This is a genomic window from Chimaeribacter arupi (assembly GCF_002858805.1).
GTDB classification, from domain to species: Bacteria; Pseudomonadota; Gammaproteobacteria; order Enterobacterales; family Enterobacteriaceae; genus Chimaeribacter; species Chimaeribacter arupi.
In genome coordinates this window covers 1-19,054 of record NZ_PJZI01000015.1, presented here as the reverse complement: position 1 = coordinate 19,054, position 19,054 = coordinate 1, and the positions used below count along the sequence as shown (strand labels likewise).

The following is a 19,054-nucleotide window of genomic DNA, read 5'->3' as shown; positions in this document are numbered from 1 at the left end:
ATCGCAGCGGAAAAAGGCTGTCGAGCCGACTGCAACTTATTTTTTACATTTACGTCACTTATCTATAAAAATTTTTTATCGATGTTTTTCCGTCTGCGCCGCGGTAACCCCTTTTACCTGCCGGTAAAAAGCGTCCGTTATCCACGGTTTATCCGCGCCATCAGCCAGTCGCTTTCCCATTCGCCGTCCAGCTGGTAGTTATCCCGTAAGGTGCCTTCCCACTCAAAGCCGCACTTTTCCAGCACCCGGCGTGAGGCGCGGTTGCCTTCGACCACCAGCGCTTTCAACCGGTGGAAGCCGCAACTGTCGAACGCAAAGTCGCACACGGCGGCCAGTGCCTCGCTGGCGTATCCGCGCCCCTGCGCGTCCGGCAGCATCATGAACCCTATTTCAGCCTGGCGGAACGGCTCCCACTCCGGCAGAAAACCGGTCACGCCCAGCGCCGCCCCACTCTCTTTTTCCCGGATCACCAGGCAGAGCCAGTGGTGGCTGGTTTTCTCCCACGCCGGCAGCCGGGCCTCAAACTGGGCGCGGATTGCCGCCTCACTGCGCGGGTCTGCCACAAATGCCATGACACGCGGGTCCTGTTGCAGTTGCAGAAACAGCGGCCAGTCCGCTTCCGTCATGGTCTGTAAGGTAAGCCTTGCGGTGCTCAGGTGCATATCCGACGCCTCCGGGGTGTTATCTTCATACGTAAAAGAGGATGTTTCATTTGAAAGTTAATCCCTTTTCTTTCGCATTAATACAGCCCATAATGATTAACAGTTGTACAACACAAACAAAACAACTTTGCCTGTTACCCCTACCCTGGAGATGCATTATGGCCGCTCTGACCCTTGATAACATTCCCGATGCCATCCGAAAAGTCAAACAGCAGCTCCGCCGCGATCTGCCTGATTATAAAAACGTTTTTCAGGACGTTGAACAGGCGATCCGCCAGCAGGTGACGGCGATCCGCAGTGAGCTGGCACGCGGTGAAAACCCGGTGCCGCAACTGGACGCCGAAGATATTTTGCAGGGCCGCGTGAGCGAGCAGCAGAAAGCGCTGATCCGCCAGCGCGGTGCCTGTGCCATCCGCGGGGTGTTCCCACGGGAAAAGGCGCAGCGCTGGAACCAGATGATTGGCGACTACCTGGAAGGCAATAACTTTGTCGAGCGGCTGAAAAACGCGGCAGAAGACAACTATTTCGGCACGCTGGCCGCCAGTAAGCCGCAGATTTACGGCATTTACTGGTCACAGCCGCAGGTTGAGGCGCGCCAGGATGCGCGGATGAAAGCGGTGCAGGTGTTCCTCAACCGTTTGTGGGACGCTGACAGCAACGGCAAACAGCATTTCGACCCGGAGCGGGTGGTGAGTTACGCCGACCGTACCCGCCGCCGCCCGCCGCGCTCCTCGTCGCTGGGGCTGTCGCCGCACGTGGACGGCGGCTCACTGGAGCGCTGGCTGGATGAGAATTTCCGCCACGTTTACCGCCATGTGTTCGCCGGGAACTGGCGCGACTATAACCCGTTCGCCGCAGAGGGGCGGCCGGAGGCGCGTGAGTTCCCTTCCCCGGCGGTCTGCTCGATGTTCCGCACGTTCCAGGGCTGGACGGCGCTGACGCCGCAACGCACCCACGCCGGGACGCTGAACCTGATCCCGATTGCCAATGCGATGGCCTATGTGCTGTTGCGGGCGTTGCAGGACGATGTGCCGGAGGATGACCTGTGTGACGCCGCGCCGGGCCGCGCGCTGTCGATTTCCGAAAAGTGGCACCCGCTGCTGCTGGAGGCGGTGTCGCCCATCCCTGATCTGGAGCCGGGCGACACCGTGTTCTGGCACTGCGATGTGATCCACGCCGTGGAGAATGAGCATAACGGCGAATTTGACAGTAACGTGATGTACATCGCCGCCGCGCCGTGGTGCGAGAAAAATGCCGCCTACCTGCCGAAGCAGGCCGCGAGTTTCCTGGACGGCCGCTCGCCGCCCGATTTCGCCGCGGATGATTTCGAGGTGGATTTCACCGGCCGTGCCACGCTTGACGACCTCACCCCGGCCGGGCGGCAACAGATGGGCATCGATGCCTGACCCTGTGGTTACGCCCCTGTAAAACCCAAAGCCACCGGCGCTGGTGCCCCCGGTGGCTTTTCTTTATAGTGAAAGCCCGTGATATGGCACAGGATGCCTGTTGTGCATGTGATGTTCGAAAATTCGGTCTTTGAGATGTTGCTGGCGGTGTTTGACCGCGCCGCGCTGATGCTTATCTGCCTGTTCTTCCTGACCCGTACCCGCCCCTTCCGCCAGCTGTTGCAAAAAGAGCAGCACACGCCGCGTGAACTGGCCGCGGTGACCGCCATCTTCTCCCTGTTTGCGCTGTTCAGCACCTATTCCGGCATTAATGTGGAAGGCTCGCTGGTCAATGTGCGGGTGATCGCCGTGATGTCCGGCGGTATCCTGTTCGGGCCGTGGGTCGGCATCGTGACCGGGGTGATTGCCGGGGTGCACCGCTACGCGATCGACATGCACGGCATTACCGCCATTCCCTGCCTTATCACCAGCGTGATCGCCGGGGTGCTGTCCGGCGTTATCCACCAGCGGGTGCTGAAGGAGAAACGCTGGTCGGTGGGCATCGCGGCCGGGATGGCCTGTGAATCGCTCACCATGCTGCTGGTGGTGGTGTGGGCACAGCCGCTGTCGCTGGGGCTGGAGATTGTCTCGAAAATCGCCGTGCCGATGATCCTCGGCGCGACCTGCATCGGCCTGATTGTGCTGCTGGTGCAGAGCGTGGAGGATGAAAAAGAGGTGATCGCCGCCCGCCAGGCCCGGCTGGCGCTGGACATCGCCAACAAGACCCTGCCCTATTTCCGCAATATCAACCACGCCTCGCTGACCACCATCTGCGACATTATCCGCCGTGATATCAAGGCCGACGCGGTCGCCATCACTGACACCAAAACCATTCTGGCCTACGTCGGCACCGGTGCGGAGCAGTACAACATCGGCCATGAGATCATCAGCGAGATGACCAAAGAGACGCTGCGGCGCGGCAAAATCACCATCAAGAACAACGATGAGATGCACCGTACGCCGCAGATCCACTCGCTTATCATCATTCCCTTGTGGGAAAAAGGGGAAGTGACCGGCTCGCTGAAGATCTACTACTGCCGCGCGCACAAGATTACCTATTCGCTGAAGGTGATGGCGGTCGGGCTGTCGCAGATGATTTCCACCCAGATGGAAGTCTCGCGTACCGAGCAACTGCGGGAGATGGCCAATAAAGCGGAGATGCGCGCGCTGCAAAGCAAAATTAACCCGCACTTCCTGTTTAATGCGCTGAACGCCATCTCCTCCTCTATCCGCATTAATCCGGACACCGCCCGCCAGCTGATCATCAACCTGTCGCGCTACCTGCGTTACAACCTGGAGCTGAATGACGAGCTGATCGACCTGCGCAAAGAGCTGCATCAGGTGCAGGATTACATCGCCATTGAACAGGCGCGCTTCGGCAGCAAGCTCACGGTGCTGTATGACGTTGACGAAGAGATCGCGGTGCCGATCCCCAGCCTGTTGATCCAACCGCTGGTGGAGAATGCGATTGTGCACGGCATCCAGCCCTGCCGCGGCAAAGGGGTGGTGTCGATAAGCGTGAAACACGTGGGTGACCGCATCCGCGTCGCGGTGCAGGACACCGGCCACGGCATCAACCAGGAGACCATCGACCGGGTGGCGCGCAATGAGATGCCGGGCAATAAAATCGGCCTGCTGAACGTCCATCACCGCGTGTCGCTGCTGTATGGCGAAGGGTTGCAGATCCGCCGGTTGTCGCCGGGCACCGAGATTGCGTTCTTTATTACCAAAGAAGGCGGCAAGCACCACGCCGCGCTGGCCTGATGCCGGGCGTTATGGCCGGTGAGCGGGCGTTATGACCGGGGAGAGCATGTGAAAGCCATTATTGTTGAGGACGAATTCCTGGCTCAGGAGGAGCTGAAATACCTGATCAATGCCCACAGCAGCATCCAACTGGAGGGCAGCTTCGACGACGGGCTGGATGTGCTGAAATACCTGCAACACCACCAGGTAGACGCCATTTTCCTCGACATCAATATCCCGTCGCTGGACGGGGTGCTGCTGGCGCAGAACATCAGCAAATTTGCCCACCGGCCCTATATTATTTTCATCACCGCCTATAAGGAACACGCCGCCGAGGCGTTTGAGATTGAGGCGTTTGACTACATCCTCAAGCCTTACCATGAGGCGCGCATCGTCACTATGCTGCAAAAGCTGGAGGCGCATTTCCGCCGCGACCGGCAGGCCGCCAGTGAGCTGCCGGTGGCAGGCGGTGAGCAGCCGGTGGCGGCGCGCCACAGCCACAGCATCAACCTTATCAAGGATGAGCGCATCATCGTCACTGACATCAACGACATCTACTACGCCGCCGCGCAGGAGAAGGTGACGCTGGTCTACACCCGGCGCGAGGCGTTCACCATGCCGATGAACATCACCGAGTTTTGCAGCCGCCTGCCGGACGAATTCTTTTTCCGCTGCCACCGCTCCTACTGTGTAAACCTGTCAAAAATCCGCGAAATTGTGCCGTGGTTCAATAACACCTACATCCTGCGGCTGAGCGATTTACCCTTTGAAGTGCCGGTGAGCCGCAGCAAGGTCAAAGAATTCCGGCAACTGATGCGCATCTGAATGCATTTCATTCCGCGCTGACGGCATCTCATTCCCGATCCGATCGCGGGCTTGAAACCCGCCCGTATACTGGCTCCAGTGGGCGGGCCGGATCCCCGTTGTTGCACATCTCCGGCCTGTAAAGTTTGGCCCAACGGGCCATGTTTGCGTATCAGGAGGCCGGCATGAACAGCAGTAAACCGGTAAGTCGCGGGTTGATCGTTATGGGTACCATCATCGTGCAGATGGGGCTGGGCACTATTTACACCTGGAGCCTGTTTAACCAGCCGCTGGTGGAGAAATTCCACTGGGCGCTGGGCGATGTGGCCACCACCTTTTCCATCACCAGTTTCTCACTCGCCATCGCCACGCTGTTCGCCGGGCGGCTCCAGGAGCGCCTCGGCATCCGCCGCCTGACGCTGCTGGCCGGGCTGCTGCTGGGCTGCGGGCTTATCGCCAGCGCCTACGCCACCTCGCTGACCCAGTTCTACCTGCTGGCCGGGTTCGTGGTCGGTTTCGCCGACGGCACCGCCTACATCACCACCCTCTCTAACCTGATTAAGTGGTTCCCGGAACGCAAAGGGCTGATTTCCGGCGTGTCGGTCGGGGCCTTCGGCACCGGCAGCCTGTTGTTTAAGTATGTGAATGCGGAACTGATTGCGCAGGCAGGGGTATCGCAGGCGTTCCTCTATTGGGGCGTGATTGTGATGGCGCTGATCGCTGCCGGTTCCCTGCTGCTGAAAGAGAAAAAAGTGCCGGCGCAGCCTGCTGCCCAGCACACGCAGGCCGGGAAACCCGATTTCAGCGTGGCAGAGATGCTGAAAACCAAAGAAGCCTACCTGTTGTTCCTGATCTTCTTTACCGCCTGTATGAGCGGGCTGTACCTGATTGGGATTGTGAAAGATATCGGGGTGCAACTGGCGGGGATGGATTTGGCCACGGCCGCCAACACCGTGTCAGCGATTGCCATCTTCAACACCGCAGGAAGGATCATCCTCGGGGCGCTGTCAGATAAAGTCGGCCGGATGCGGGTGATCAGTTTCACCCTGCTGGTGACCACGCTGGCGGTGGCGACGCTGAGCTTTATCCCGCTGACCTCGTCACTGTTCTTCCTCTGTGTCGGTGCCATCGCGTTCTGCTTCGGCGGCAATATCACCGTGTTCCCGGCGATTGTCGGTGACTTCTTCGGCCTGCGTAACCACAGCAAAAACTACGGGCTGGTGTATCAGGGCTTTGGCCTCGGCGCGCTGGCCGGCTCCTTTGTGGCGGCGCACTTCGGCGGTTTCCATACCACCTTCCTGGTGATTGGGGTGATGTCGGTGCTGTCTCTGCTGATTACCCTGATGATCAAACCGCCGGTGGGCGACACCTCCCATGCCACCGCCCCCCTGCGCAACCGGCAACATGCCTGAGCGCAGCCCCGGCGAACCACGCCCTGAACCCAACCCCCAGGCGTAAAAAAAGCAGAGCCACCCGGCTCTGCTTTTTTATGCGCGGTGTCCGCTTACAGGATGACGCCCAGCGACTGGCGCAGGTGCGCGCCGGCACCCAACAGGCCCGGTTGCTCGTGGGTGATCATGTAAACCGGGATGTCCACCAGGTAATCTTTGAAACGCCCTTTGTCTTCAAACGCGGCACGGAAGCCGGACGCCTTAAAGAACTCCAGGAAACGCGGCACGATGCCGCCGGCGATATACACGCCGCCAAAGGTGCCGAGGTTCAGCGCCAGGTTGCCGCCAAAGCGGCCCATGATCACGCAGAACAGCGACAGGGCGCGGCGGCAGTCGATGCAGCTGTCTTCCAGGGCGCGCTCGGTGACGTCTTTCGGTTGCAGGTTTTCCGGCAGGCGCTCGTCCGCTTTCACAATCGCCCGGTAGAGGTTTACCAGCCCCGGCCCGGAGAGCACCCGCTCAGCAGAGACGTGGCCCAGCTCGGTGCGCAGCTGCTCAAGGATAATGTCTTCTTCCACGCTGTTCGGCGCGAAATCCACATGGCCGCCTTCGCCCGGCAGGCTCAGCCAGCGGTTGCCGGCATGAACCAGATGCGCCACGCCCAGGCCGGTGCCGGCACCGTAGATGGCGATCGGTTTACCGGGCTGTGCTTTTTTACCGCCGAATTGCAGGACATCCTGCTCGCCGAGCATCGGGATGGCCATTGATACTGCGGTAAAATCATTGATGATTTCGAGGTGGCTGAACCCCAGGTTCTGTTTCATCTCAGCAATGGAGAATGCCCAGGTGTGGTTGGTCATCGCGACCCAGTCACCGGTAATCGGACAGGCGATGGCGATGCAGCCATCCACGACCACCGCTTCCGGATGCTCTGCCAGATAATGGCGGACCACGGCCTCCAGGCTCTCGAACTCCAGGCCGGAGAAGGTCTTGGCCTGTGAGATCTCACCCGTTTCCAGTGCGCATAGCGCCAGACGGGCATTGGTGCCTCCCACATCGCCCACCAGGGAATATTTGTTCATTGAGGATGCTTCTCCACGAAAAGGAATGTTATTAGCTGCGCACACTGTAAATTTACCCCTGCAAAACAACAATGCCGGGCGGTTAAGCCCTGGCTTTTTAGTGATCTTGATCACAAAAATAAGTTTCTACTTTCGTTTGGTGGTGAAAGTGTCATCACTCTGTTGGCACGCTGCCCGCCCTTTTTGCAGGTTGTGGCACGCGCACAGGGGCTGCTCCAGCCCATTGACCGCCTATCCTATACTGCTTCGGTGACAATGGATCAGGCTTGTGGCGATTGCAGCGATAATTAGGAATTTGCGACATCCTTTCCGGTGCAGAACCCGGATGCCGCCTGCCCCCGGTTGTCAGGCCAGCGCAAAACGGGCAGCGGCGGCGGCGTGCAGGGCCGTGGTGTCAAAAACCGGCACCTGGGCGTCTTGTGCACCCACCAGCAGCGCAATTTCGGTACACCCGAGGATGATGCCGCCCGCCCCGCGGCTTTCCAGCCGCTGCATGATGCGGCGGTAAGCGTCGCGCGACTCGTCACGGAGTATGCCGAGGCAGAGTTCGTCATAGATGATGTGGTGCACGGTGTCGCGGTCAGCCTCGTCCGGCACGATGACCTCCAGGCCGGCCTGCTGCGTAAGCCGCCCGGTGTAGAAATCCTGTTCCATGGTAAAACGGGTGCCGAGCAGCGCCACGCGGCGGATGCCCTGCTGTTGTACCGCCTGCGCGGTGGCATCCGCAATATGCAGCAGCGGCAGGCCGCCGATGCGCTCAATATCGTCCGCCACCTTATGCATGGTGTTGGTACAGAGCACGACAACCTCCGCCCCGGCGCGGCGCAGGGCGGCGGCGGCCTCCCCCAGCAACTGCCCCGCCTCCTGCCAGGCACCCTGCCTCTGTAACTGCTCAATGCGGTCGAAATCCACGCTGTAGAGCACCAGTTGCGCGGAGTGCAGGCCGCCAAGTTGCTGCTTCACCTGCTCATTGATCATGCGGTAATACGGTACGGTGGATTCCCAGCTCATGCCGCCAATCAGCCCCAGTGTTTTCATTGCCGCTCTCCAGAATGCCCCACTTCGCAGGGCGGGAAGGAAAAGAGGCCCTACCGGCCTCCCGTTTGCAGCCGGACGCCCCTTTCCATTAAACAGGGGATCATGCGCGGCGTGTCCTGTGCAAATAGCCTGCCCTGACCTTAACGTAGTTTTTATCACGCAGCGAGAGGCAGGCACCGGTGTGGCGCATCCGCTTATAAGTATGTTGTAACTATCAACGGCTGGGGTGAAGGGTTCATCGTCTGGCCCGGCGGGGAAAGCGATCCCCACCGGGCCGGGCAGCCCCTACTCTGCGGCCGGCGTTTTCCCGGCATTACGCTGCTCCAGTGCCTGCGTCACGGCTTGCAGCAGTTCCGGTACATCCATTTTCGGCAGGATGACCTCGATCAGCGCCAACTGCTCCGCAATCGCCACCTGGGCCAGGGCGTCATGCAGTTGCGCGGTATCTGCTGCTTGCAGCGCCACCACCTGCCCGTCGCGGCTGCCCAATGCCCGCGGCAGGTGCGTCCAGTCCCATTGCGCGATATCGTTATAGCGCTGCCGGGCGCCGTGGATGGCCCGCTCCACCGTATACCCCTGATTATTGAGGATAATAATTACCGGGTTCAGGCCATCCCGGATCATCGATCCCAGCTCTTGCGCGGTCAGCTGGGCCGATCCGTCACCGATCAGTAACACCACCCGACGATCGGGCCGGGCGATCTGTGCGCCAAACGCGGCCGGCAGGGTATAGCCAATCGAGCCCCACAGCGGCTGAACCAGCATCCGGCACCCTTCAGGCAGTGTGAGGGCCGCCGCGCCAAAACAGGCGGTGCCCTGCTCGGCCACCAGAATATCGCCCGGCCGCAGGAAAGCCTGCATCGCCTGCCAGAATGCCGGCTGGTCAAGCCTGCCGGACTCCGCAGGCGGCAGTGCGGGCCGCGTCACCGGGTTGCCCTGCCAACGCGGCAAGTGCCGGGCCACGACCTGTTGCAAGGCGGTGAGCGCCTCAGCCATCGGCAGCTGATTAAACACCTGCGCACCCACCCGTGCCTGGAACGGTTGCAGATCGATGGTTTTTTCCGGCGGCAACTGCTGGCTGAAGCCGGCGGTAATGGTGTCGGTGAATTTTACCCCCACGGTGATCATCACGTCCGCCCCTTCCAGCGTATGGCGTACCTGTTCATCACTGGCGGCCCCGGCGTAGGTGCCGGTAAAGGCCGGGTTTTGCTCATTCAGCACACTTTTGCCCAGCAACAGCGTGCTGTGCGGCAACCCGCATTCCGCCAGCCAGCGGTTTAACGCGTCACCCACGCCAAAACGGTCGGCCAGGAAATCGGCCAGCACCGCCGCCCCGCCCGCCCGGCTCAGCAGCGCATCGGCTGCGGCAGTAAACGCCGCCAGCGCCTCCGGCGAACACTCCTCTTTACGCCGTACCAGCGGCAGCGGCAGTGCCGGCAGTGGGGCGGCGGCCACGTCGCTCGGCAGCAGCAGGTAGCCGGGGCGGCGTGTATGCAGCACGGTGGTGATCACCCGGTCGATCTCAGCCTGCGCGTTGTCCACTGTCAGGCGCGCCTGTGCCACAGTGACCTCCTGCGCCATGCGGGCAAAATGGCCGAAATCGCCGTCGCCCAGCGAGTGATGCAACCATTCCCCACGCTGTTGCGACGCGAGCGGCGGCGCACCGACCACATGCACCACCGGGACATACTCCGCATAACTGCCGGCGGTGCCGTTAATCGCGCTCAGCTCACCGACGCCAAAGGTGGTCAGCAGCGCCCCTGCGCCCCGGCAGCGTGCGTAACCGTCTGCCGCGTAAGCCGCATTCAGCTCATTGGCACAGCCGACCCAGGTGATCCCTGGGTTATCAATCACATGATCGAGAAATTGCAGATTGTAGTCGCCCGGCACGCCAAACAGGTGCTCAATCCCCACCTCCGCCAGCCGTGCCAAGAGATAATCACCCACCGTAACCTTTTCGCTCATTGCTCCCCCTGCCGTTTCAGGTTTATCCAGCATTAAGTATTGCTGAGCGGGGGAAACGGGCGAATCTTATCCGGCATGTCGCCTGGCAAGCGGGCGTTACAGCGTTGCACCGTCAGCGTGCCGCAGCCGGGCCGGATAAGCTGGATTCATCGACCACGGCGATCATTGCGTTAACGCGAGTATGCTCAATAAGTTGTGATCCTGCCGACGGCATCCGGTGGTGTAACCGTCTACACTACAGTGCAACTTTTCTTTCACTGATAAGGGAATACTATGGTGTACCACGCCAGCCCGGCACGTTATGAAAGTATGGAGTATCGCCGTTGCGGCCGCAGTGGCCTGAAGCTGCCCGCTATCTCCCTCGGCCTGTGGCACAATTTTGGTGATACCACGCTGGTTGAGAACAGCCGCCAGCTGTTGCGCCGGGCGTTTGATCTCGGCATCACGCATTTTGATCTGGCCAATAACTACGGCCCGCCGCCCGGCTCCGCTGAGCTGAATTTCGGCCGCATTCTGAAAGAAGATTTCCTGCCCTACCGGGATGAGCTGATCATCTCCTCCAAAGCCGGGTACACCATGTGGGACGGCCCTTACGGTGACTGGGGGTCGAAAAAGTATCTGGTTGCCAGCCTTAACCAGAGCCTGCGCCGCATGGGGCTGGAGTACGTCGACATTTTCTACCATCATCGCCCCGATCCTGACACGCCGCTGGAGGAGACGATGGCCGCGCTGGATCTGCTGGTGCGCCAGGGCAAGGCGCTCTATATCGGCCTGTCAAACTACCCGGCGGAACGCGCGCGCCAGGCGTTTGAGATCCTGACTCAACTCGGTACGCCCTGCCTGATCCACCAGCCGAAATATTCGATGTATGAACGCGGGATCGAGGCGCAATTGCTGGATACGCTGGCTGAGCACGGTGTCGGCTCTATTGCGTTTTCACCATTGGCCGGCGGCCAGCTCACTGACCGTTACCTGCACGGTATCCCGGAGGACTCGCGCGCTGCCAGCGGCAGCCGGTTCCTCAAGCCGGAGCAACTCACTGACGAGAAACTGGCGCGGGTGCGGGCGCTGAATGCGCTGGCGCAACGGCGCGGGCAGAAGCTTTCACAGATGGCGCTGGCCTGGGTGTTGCGCGGCGATCGCGTGACGTCAGTGCTGATCGGTGCCAGTAAAACCAGCCAGATTGATGATGCCGTCGGCATGCTGCAAAACCGGACATTCAGCCCACAGGAGCTGGATGAGATTGACCATATCCTGATGTAACCGCTTACCCTGCCCACCGCCTTTCCGGGGCGGCGGGCCTGTTCTCCGCCTGCGTTCCCCATGTTACTTTTCCTCCACAATTGCTCCATTTTGATGCCATTTGTCAGTAAACTGTTAAGACGGGTAAATGATTCAAAATCGCCTGTTATCCGATAGTGATTAGCGGTGATTGGTCGTATATCTATGTCACCCACTGAGGTGGTCTGGAGGATAATAAGAATGGTTAAACTAAAAACACTTTTGCTGAGCGCACTTTTCATTACCTTGTTACCCGCTGTATTACCTGCCAAGGCAGATAATCTGAGCGTGCGGATGCCCGGCTTCTCGCTGTCTATCGGTGACCGCGACCGCCACGGTAACTACTGGGACGGCGGCCGCTGGCGTGACCGCGGCTGGTGGGAACGCCACCACCGCCCTTACCGTCACCACGGCCCACGTTTTTATGGCCCGCCGCATGGCCATGCCTATGGGCATGACCGCCGCCGGGGGTACGAGCGCGGTTTTGAGCGTGGCTATGAACGGGGCTATGAGCGCGGCGGACGCGACCGCCATCATGACCGCGGCCGTCACTGGCACTAGTTAACAGAATAAAAACACACAGCAATAAAAAAGGCAGGCCATTTGGCCTGCCTCTCTTTTTTCATCAGCACACAGCATGATTTACGCTACATCATCATGCTGAGCAGCAGGTAGCCGTTCAGGCCAATCACCACCAGCACAATGATCCGCCCCAGGTTTTGCATCAGCGGGGTGTTGGTCATCTCGCCCATCAGCTCCCGGTTGCCGGTAAAGGAGAGCAGCGGCAGCAGCGCCAGCGCGATGCCGAAACTCAGCAGCACCTGGCTCATCACCAGAATTTTGGTCGCATCCATCCCCATCATGATCACAATAAAGGACGGCAGCATGGTGACCACGCGCCGCACCCACAGCGGAATATAGAAGCGGACGAAGCCCTGCATCACCACCTGCCCTGCCAGCGTGCCGACCACCGTGGAGGAGAGGCCGGCGGCCACCAGGCTCAGGCCGAAGATGGTCGCGGCCGCATGGCCGAGCAGCGGCTCCAGCGTCAGGTAGGCCTGATCCAGCTCACTGATGCCGCTGTGGCCGCTGAAGTGGAACGCGGCGGCGGCGGTGGCCATCATCGCCAGGTTCACAAAACCGGCAATGGTCATGGCGATGGCCACATCCAGTTTGGTTGACGAGTAACGATCGGCTTTGGAGCTGGAACCGGAACGCTGCGTCAGTGAAGAGTGCAGGTAAATCACGTGCGGCATAATGGTCGCCCCCAGTACCCCGGCCGCCAGGTACACCGCATCGGCCCCCGGCAAAGAGGGCAACGCCATGCCTTTCACCAGCTCGCCCATTTTGGGTTGCGAGAAGAAGAGTTCCACAATGTATGCCGCTGCCACAAACAGCAGCAACCCGCCAATCACCCACTCCAGCGGTTTCTGGCCGCGGCGCTGGACAGCCAGGATAATAAAGGTGGCGATGCCGGTAAGCACGGCCCCCTGCAACAGCGACACGCCAAGCAGCAGTTTAAAGCCGATCGCCGCCCCGATAAATTCCGCCAGGTCGGTCGCCATCGCGATAATTTCCGCCTGCACCCAATAGGCCCAGACTGCCGGGCGCGGGAAACGATCGCGGATATGTTCCGCCAGGTTTTTGCCGGTTGCGATGCCAAGTTTGGCAGAGAGCAGCTGAATCAGCATGGCCATCAGGTTGGCCCACACCACGACCCAGAGTAATTTATAGCCGAACGAGGCCCCTGCCTGGATGTTGGTGGCAAAGTTACCCGGATCGATATAGCCAATGGCGGCGATAAATGCCGGCCCCATTAAGGAGAGTTTAATTTTTCTGGACGTGCGGCTGCTTGCATCAGCGCGACTGTTCAGCATAGCGTGTAACCCTTAATCATTGTGTGCTTACCTGTTATCTTCAGGTAAATGAGAATCGTTATCAAGCGCATCCCTGTTACTTTTACGTATTTCTATGATAGGCCGCAGTGATACAGAAAGGCTCAGCGGGCTGTCAACCGCCACAGAGTCCCCTGTTTTTTGAGGGTTTTACCGATGTAAAATCAGTCAATCCGGCAAAATTCAGCGCGTATTACCGCAATTAATAAAACTAGCATAGATATTCACCTGACACATGGATTTCTTAACATCTTGATTTTTCTTAGCGAAATACGCAATTTGATTGATTTCACGGAGATGAATTTTTATATTTGCAAGGGATGTCTCGTTTTTAATGTCGCCGTTACATAAAATGTCCCCCGAAATATTGCCTGCCTCAAATTTGGAGCACACATGTCCCGAATACTGCACTTTGTGTTAGCGTTGGCTGTGGTCGCCGTCCTGGCCATGCTGGCCAGCCGCGATCGCAAGAACATCCGCTTACGTTTTATCGCACAGTTACTGGTTCTTGAAGTCCTGCTTGCCTATTTCTTCCTGAATTCCGAAATTGGTTTAGGGTTTATTCAGGGTTTCGCTAACTTCTTTGATAAGTTGCTTGGTTTTGCCGCTCAGGGCACCGATTTTGTCTTTGGTGGTATGGGGGACAAAGGCCTGGCCTTCTTCTTCCTGAAAGTGCTTTGCCCGATCGTCTTTATTTCTGCTCTGATTGGTATTCTGCAACACATCCGCGTGTTGCCGATCGTTATCCGCTGGATCGGTACCGTGCTGTCTAAAGTCAACGGCATGGGGAAACTGGAATCCTTCAACGCCGTCAGCTCGCTGATCCTGGGCCAGTCCGAAAACTTTATTGCCTATAAAGATATTCTCGGCAAGATGTCTGAAAAACGCATGTACACCATGGCCGCCACTGCGATGTCCACGGTGTCGATGTCGATTGTCGGCGCGTACATGACGATGCTGGAACCCAAGTATGTGGTCGCCGCGCTGGTGCTGAACATGTTCAGTACCTTTATCGTGTTGTCGCTGATTAACCCATATAAAGTGGAAGGCGAGCAGGATCTGCAACTCGGTGAGCTGCACAAAGGGCAGAGCTTCTTTGAGATGCTGGGCGAATACATCCTGGCCGGCTTTAAAGTGGCGATTATCGTGGCCGCCATGCTGATCGGCTTTATCGCGCTGATCTCCGCCATCAACGCCCTGTTCAGCACCCTGTTTGGCCATAGCTTCCAGGAATTGCTGGGCTATGTCTTCTACCCGTTTGCCTGGGTGATGGGCGTGCCTTCCCATGAAGCGTTGCAGGTCGGCAGTATTATGGCCACCAAAATGGTGTCCAATGAGTTCGTGGCCATGATGGATCTGCAAAAGATTGCCGATACCCTCTCCCCGCGCTCAGAAGGCATCCTGTCGGTGTTCCTGGTCTCCTTCGCCAACTTCTCCTCTATCGGGATTGTGGCCGGTGCAATCAAAGGCCTGAACGAGCATCAGGGGAATGTGGTGTCCCGCTTCGGCCTGAAGCTGCTGTACGGCTCCACGCTGGTGAGTGTGCTGTCCGCCTCTATTGCTGGTCTGGTGCTCGGCTAAGGCATGACCCCAGGTTAAAAAGGCGCTGCGGCGCCTTTTTTTATGCCTGCTCCCCGGCGCATGACGCATAACGTTGTACGGCAAACAGAACGGGAAAAGAGAGTGGAAAACGCAATGGGTGGGTAGACGGCATGATTAACGAAGGCGCGCCACGGGTGACAATGCAGCGATGCTAAGGACGACGCAGGGAGCGAAAACAACGCGGGATGAGGAACGCCAGAAAGCAAAAAACCGGCCTGAGCCGGTTTCTTAAATTTGGTGGAGCTAGACGGGATCGAACCGTCGACCTCTTGCATGCCATGCAAGCGCTCTCCCAGCTGAGCTATAGCCCCACAGATGTGGTCACACATTTTTCAGGACGGTGTGGCGTCCTTAACCAACCTTTCTGGGAAGAAAGTTGGTGGAGCTAGACGGGATCGAACCGTCGACCTCTTGCATGCCATGCAAGCGCTCTCCCAGCTGAGCTATAGCCCCGTATCAACACAACATGTCGTGTGGACGGGGCGCATAATATGAAACCCACCAGATCCTGTCAACGGCTAAATATCATAATTAATTCAAGCGTTGAAAAAGCAGCCAACCGGGCGCAACCAGAGTGATTTCTTCTTCTGGAAACCGCCCTATTGCCGCGTTTCTGCGCCGGGCAAGCGCATTGCTGTGCTCAGCATTCCCCTTTGTCCCCCTGTTATTCCGCATGTAAAAGGCAACCGCACATATTGCAACATATTAAGATCATGAAGTTAGAGGCAGTTTAAAAAAATGTTAGCACGCATAGGAAACGCGCTTGTTTTGAGATAATTCTCATACTAGACTGCCCGCGCCTTTATCATAACTTTTACATCCGGGTTACACATGTCATTGCACACACCAAAAGAAATTGCCGCAATTGCTGTTCAGGCAGGCGTGGTGAAAAGCCGTGCCTCAATCATGAATCTGCTGATTCTGGGCTTTATGGCCGGGGCCTTTATTGCTACCGGTTTCCTGCTTGATCTGCACGTTATCGGTACGCTGCCGCCGCAGTGGGGCTCCTTCGGCGGCCTGCTGGGCGCGGCTGTTTTCCCGGTCGGGCTGATTCTGACTGTGCTGGCCGGTGGTGAACTGCTGACCGGTAACATGATGACACTGCCGATCGCCTGGTTCTCACGCCAGATTAACGGGCTGGCTATTCTGCGTAACTGGTTCTGGGTGACCATTGCCAACCTGCTGGGCAGCCTGGCTGTCGCGTTCTTCTTCGGCCATATGCTGGGGATGACAGAAGGTGCGTTCCTGGCAAAAACCGTGTCTATTGCCCAGGCTAAAGTCAACGCTGACTTCCTGCACGCCTTTATCTCCGGTATCGGCTGTAACTGGCTGGTCTGCCTGGCCGTGTGGCTCTCCTTTGCCAGCAAAGAGATGGGCGGGAAAGTGATTGGCATGTGGTTCCCGGTGATGGCGTTTGTGGCCATCGGCTTCCAGCACGTGGTGGCGAATATGTTCATCATTCCGGCGGCGATTTTTGCCGGTGCACTGAGCTGGGCGGATTACTTCCCGAACTTCGTGGCGGTATTCCTGGGCAACGCCGTGGGCGGCGCAGGGTTTGTCGGCCTGATCTACTTCCTGGCTTATCGTCCTGGCAACGAAGTGAAACAGCTGCAAAGCTGATCTTCCGCCCTGCTTACCCCCTTCTTTTACTGCCCGCTTTTGCGGGCAGTTTTCTTGTGATCCAGATCGCGCCTTTTTTTAATGCCCTCAATCCCGTTAGTGAATCATGTAAAATGATCTACTTACGACAACCGTTAATTTCACCTCATCAGGGAAGCATGATGAACGACGAGTGGATCACTCCAAAAGAGCTGGCACAGAAGACCGGCTATACCGAGCAAAGCATTAATCAACGGGCGGCGAAAGAGAACTGGGAAAAGCGCCTGCGCCCCGGTGTGCAAGGCGGCCGGGCCCATGAATTCTCCCTGGCCAGCGCAGCGCCTTTCCTCGCCAAGAGTCGCTCAGTGCATGAAGATCCTGCCCCTTACCTCGCTTCCTCCAGCCAGCCGCGGGACATCTGGTTTGCGACGTTTGCCCGTCTTAACCGTCGTGAAAAACATCTGATTACTCAATTTATTCTGCGTGAAGGCATCTCTGGAATGATGGAAAAACTGGGCCTGAACGATGATCCGGACAGCAAGCCGCCGAAATAACCGCCTGTCGCAGCGGTTCAGCGCTATCACGCCGATAAAAAAGGCCGGTAAGTCTCCTTACCGGCCTTGCTGTTTCTGGCGCTGCCTTATTGCTGTGCTTCACGCTCTGCAATGTAGGCCAGGGCCTGGTCGATGCGTGCCAGCGTGCGGCGCTGACCAATGGCATGCACCGTGACATCCATGCCCGGCGACTGGCCGGCACCGGTCACGGCCACACGCAGCGGCATCCCGACTTTGCCCATCCCGACGCCCAGCTCATCTGCCGTGCCCTGAATCGCGTCATGCACGGTGGCCGGCGTCCATTCAGTCAGGGCAGCCAGTTTCGCTTTGACGGCTTCCAGCGGCTGGCGGGCAACCGGGCGCAGGTGTTTTTTCGCAGCGTCTGGATCAAACTCGCTGAAATCTTCATAGAAGTAACGGCAGGCTTCCGCCATCTCTTTCAGCGTCTTGCAGCGCTCGCCCAACAGGGTCACGATTTCAAACAGCTGCGGGCCGTTACGGGTATCCAGGCCCAGCTGCTCTACATGCCACAGCAGGTGGGTGGCCACATACTCCGGCGGCATGGTGTTGATGTAGTGATGGTTCAGCCACTGCAATTTTTCAGTGTTGAACGCACTGGCGGATTTATTGATCGCTTCCAGGGTAAACAGCGATTTCATCTCTTCAATAGAGAAGATCTCCTGATCACCGTGGGACCAGCCCAGGCGCACCAGGTAGTTCAGCAGGGCTTCCGGCAGGTAACCGTCATCACGGTACTGCATCACCCCTACCGCGCCGTGGCGTTTGGAGAGCTTTTTGCCGTCATCACCCAGGATCATCGACACGTGGGCGTATTCCGGCACCGGCGCGCCCAGCGCTTTCAAAATGTTGATCTGGCGCGGGGTGTTGTTGATGTGGTCTTCACCGCGGATAACGTGGGTGATTTCCATGTCCCAGTCATCCACGACAACGCAGAAGTTGTACGTCGGCGAGCCGTCGGTGCGGCGGATGATCAGGTCATCCAGCTCAAGGTTGCTGAACTCAATCGGGCCACGGATCTTGTCATCAAAGATAACCGATCCATCCTGCGGGTTACAAAAACGCACCACGCACGGTTCATCCGCGGCATGGTGTTCATGGCTGTGGCGGCAACGGCCGTCGTAACGCGGCTTTTCGCCGTTGGCCATCTGGGTTTCACGCAGTGCCTCAAGGCGCTCTTTCGAGCAGTAACATTTATAGGCGGTGCCCTGCTCCAGCATCTGGTCAATCACCGCGTTATAGCGGTCAAAGCGTTTGGTCTGGAAATACGGGCCTTCGTCCCAGTCCAGATTCAGCCAGTTCATACCGTCCATGATTGCGTCGATGGCCTCCTGGGTAGAGCGCTCCAGATCGGTATCTTCAATACGCAGCACAAACTCGCCGCCCAGGTGGCGGGTAAACAGCCAGGAGTAAAGGGCAGTACGGGCGCCGCCAACGTGCAGGTAGCCGGTCGGGCTGGGGGCAAAACGGGTTTTGATTTTCATGGGGAACACAGCCTTATTACGCAATGCAGCCGACGCGGGCCACAGCTTGCTCGGAAAGAACCAAAAAGTGGGCAACATTCTACCACTCCATGTCGATTCCTCAACGCTGAACGCCCCCGCCTTTTGCTCATTCATCAAAGATATGCACAAAATTGCCGCAGCGCTGCTGATAAATGTTGCATCCTGATTACTTTTGCGGCGAACGATTATTTTCTCCGGAAAAAGCGTTGACTCACTTTGAACTATCCCTATAATGCGACTCCATCACGACGGGGGCGATTAGCTCAGTTGGTAGAGCATCTCCTTTACACGGAGGGGGTCGGCGGTTCGAGCCCGTCATCGCCCACCATCTTACAGGTGGCCTTGTTGTGATAAAGCGTTTGATAAGCAGTAAAAAGTAAACAGCAGTGACAGATGGGCGATTAGCTCAGTTGGTAGAGCATCTCCTTTACACGGAGGGGGTCGGCGGTTCGAGCCCGTCATCGCCCACC

15 protein-coding genes and 4 tRNA genes are annotated in these 19,054 nt (G+C 58.2%); 11 read left to right on the top strand and 8 right to left on the bottom strand.

Going from position 1 to position 19,054, the window contains the following annotated elements; translation table 11 throughout:
* Window positions 1-137 precede the first annotated feature (137 nt).
* Complete coding sequence (locus CYR52_RS10595) at window positions 138-662, bottom strand: GNAT family N-acetyltransferase (protein ID WP_072933172.1); 525 nt, start codon at window positions 660-662, stop codon at window positions 138-140.
* Window positions 663-820: 158 nt separating this feature from the next.
* Here CYR52_RS10595 and CYR52_RS10590 point away from each other — a divergent pair, with 158 nt between their 5' ends.
* The 4 genes from CYR52_RS10590 (at window position 821) to CYR52_RS10575 (ending at window position 6,066) form a co-directional block, all read left to right on the top strand.
* Window positions 821-2,068: a DUF1479 domain-containing protein gene (locus CYR52_RS10590; RefSeq protein WP_101828541.1), complete on the top strand. Its 1,248-nt coding sequence runs from the start codon at window positions 821-823 to the stop codon at window positions 2,066-2,068.
* A 111-nt stretch (window positions 2,069-2,179) separates the two neighbouring features.
* Window positions 2,180-3,871, top strand: a complete 1,692-nt coding sequence (locus CYR52_RS10585) for a sensor histidine kinase (RefSeq protein ID WP_101828566.1) — start codon at window positions 2,180-2,182, stop codon at window positions 3,869-3,871.
* 48 nt (window positions 3,872-3,919) lie between these two features.
* Window positions 3,920-4,675 carry a LytR/AlgR family response regulator transcription factor gene (locus CYR52_RS10580; RefSeq protein ID WP_101828540.1) on the top strand — a complete coding sequence of 252 codons (756 nt, stop codon included), beginning with the start codon at window positions 3,920-3,922 and terminating at the stop codon, window positions 4,673-4,675.
* A gap of 164 nt (window positions 4,676-4,839) precedes the next feature.
* Window positions 4,840-6,066, top strand: coding sequence for an L-lactate MFS transporter (locus CYR52_RS10575; RefSeq protein WP_072933162.1), 1,227 nt, complete (start codon window positions 4,840-4,842; stop codon window positions 6,064-6,066).
* Between the two features lie 92 nt (window positions 6,067-6,158).
* Here the strand turns inward: CYR52_RS10575 and glk are convergent, their stop codons facing one another.
* The 3 genes from glk to CYR52_RS10560 form a co-directional block, all read right to left on the bottom strand.
* Window positions 6,159-7,127, bottom strand: a complete 969-nt coding sequence (gene glk, locus CYR52_RS10570; RefSeq protein WP_072933160.1) for a glucokinase — start codon at window positions 7,125-7,127, stop codon at window positions 6,159-6,161.
* Window positions 7,128-7,472: 345 nt separating this feature from the next.
* Window positions 7,473-8,165 carry an aspartate/glutamate racemase family protein gene (locus tag CYR52_RS10565; RefSeq protein WP_101828539.1) on the bottom strand — a complete coding sequence of 231 codons (693 nt, stop codon included), beginning with the start codon at window positions 8,163-8,165 and terminating at the stop codon, window positions 7,473-7,475.
* 285 nt (window positions 8,166-8,450) lie between these two features.
* Window positions 8,451-10,130, bottom strand: coding sequence for an alpha-keto acid decarboxylase family protein (locus tag CYR52_RS10560; protein WP_072933155.1), 1,680 nt, complete (start codon window positions 10,128-10,130; stop codon window positions 8,451-8,453).
* A 273-nt stretch (window positions 10,131-10,403) separates the two neighbouring features.
* Between CYR52_RS10560 and mgrA the strand changes: the two genes are divergently transcribed.
* Entirely contained in the window at window positions 10,404-11,393 is a 990-nt protein-coding gene (gene mgrA, locus CYR52_RS10555; RefSeq protein ID WP_072933153.1) for an L-glyceraldehyde 3-phosphate reductase, read from the top strand.
* A gap of 219 nt (window positions 11,394-11,612) precedes the next feature.
* Window positions 11,613-11,972 carry a DUF2502 domain-containing protein gene (locus CYR52_RS10550; protein ID WP_072933150.1) on the top strand — a complete coding sequence of 120 codons (360 nt, stop codon included), beginning with the start codon at window positions 11,613-11,615 and terminating at the stop codon, window positions 11,970-11,972.
* Window positions 11,973-12,058: 86 nt separating this feature from the next.
* On the opposite strand, the gene CYR52_RS10545 is transcribed toward CYR52_RS10550, so the two are convergent.
* Complete coding sequence (locus tag CYR52_RS10545) at window positions 12,059-13,288, bottom strand: Nramp family divalent metal transporter (RefSeq protein ID WP_072933148.1); 1,230 nt, start codon at window positions 13,286-13,288, stop codon at window positions 12,059-12,061.
* A gap of 411 nt (window positions 13,289-13,699) precedes the next feature.
* Here CYR52_RS10545 and CYR52_RS10540 point away from each other — a divergent pair, with 411 nt between their 5' ends.
* Window positions 13,700-14,887: a NupC/NupG family nucleoside CNT transporter gene (locus CYR52_RS10540; RefSeq protein WP_072933146.1), complete on the top strand. Its 1,188-nt coding sequence runs from the start codon at window positions 13,700-13,702 to the stop codon at window positions 14,885-14,887.
* Between the two features lie 256 nt (window positions 14,888-15,143).
* Here the strand turns inward: CYR52_RS10540 and CYR52_RS10535 are convergent.
* Together CYR52_RS10535 and CYR52_RS10530 are read right to left on the bottom strand one after the other, a co-directional pair.
* Window positions 15,144-15,219, bottom strand: a tRNA-Ala gene (locus CYR52_RS10535).
* A 66-nt stretch (window positions 15,220-15,285) separates the two neighbouring features.
* Window positions 15,286-15,361, bottom strand: a tRNA-Ala gene (locus CYR52_RS10530).
* A gap of 378 nt (window positions 15,362-15,739) precedes the next feature.
* On the opposite strand from CYR52_RS10530, the gene CYR52_RS10525 reads away from it, so the two are divergent.
* Entirely contained in the window at window positions 15,740-16,528 is a 789-nt protein-coding gene (locus CYR52_RS10525) for a formate/nitrite transporter family protein (protein ID WP_101828538.1), read from the top strand.
* Window positions 16,529-16,686: 158 nt separating this feature from the next.
* Window positions 16,687-17,061, top strand: a complete 375-nt coding sequence (locus CYR52_RS10520; RefSeq protein WP_165698451.1) for a YfeC-like transcriptional regulator — start codon at window positions 16,687-16,689, stop codon at window positions 17,059-17,061.
* Window positions 17,062-17,147: 86 nt separating this feature from the next.
* Here the strand turns inward: CYR52_RS10520 and gltX are convergent, their stop codons facing one another.
* Window positions 17,148-18,563: a glutamate--tRNA ligase gene (gene gltX, locus CYR52_RS10515; protein WP_101828537.1), complete on the bottom strand. Its 1,416-nt coding sequence runs from the start codon at window positions 18,561-18,563 to the stop codon at window positions 17,148-17,150.
* Between the two features lie 273 nt (window positions 18,564-18,836).
* Here gltX and CYR52_RS10510 point away from each other — a divergent pair.
* Together CYR52_RS10510 and CYR52_RS10505 are read left to right on the top strand one after the other, a co-directional pair.
* Window positions 18,837-18,912: transfer RNA gene (locus CYR52_RS10510), tRNA-Val, on the top strand.
* Window positions 18,913-18,979: 67 nt separating this feature from the next.
* Window positions 18,980-19,052, top strand: a tRNA-Val gene (locus CYR52_RS10505).
* Window positions 19,053-19,054 lie beyond the last annotated feature (2 nt).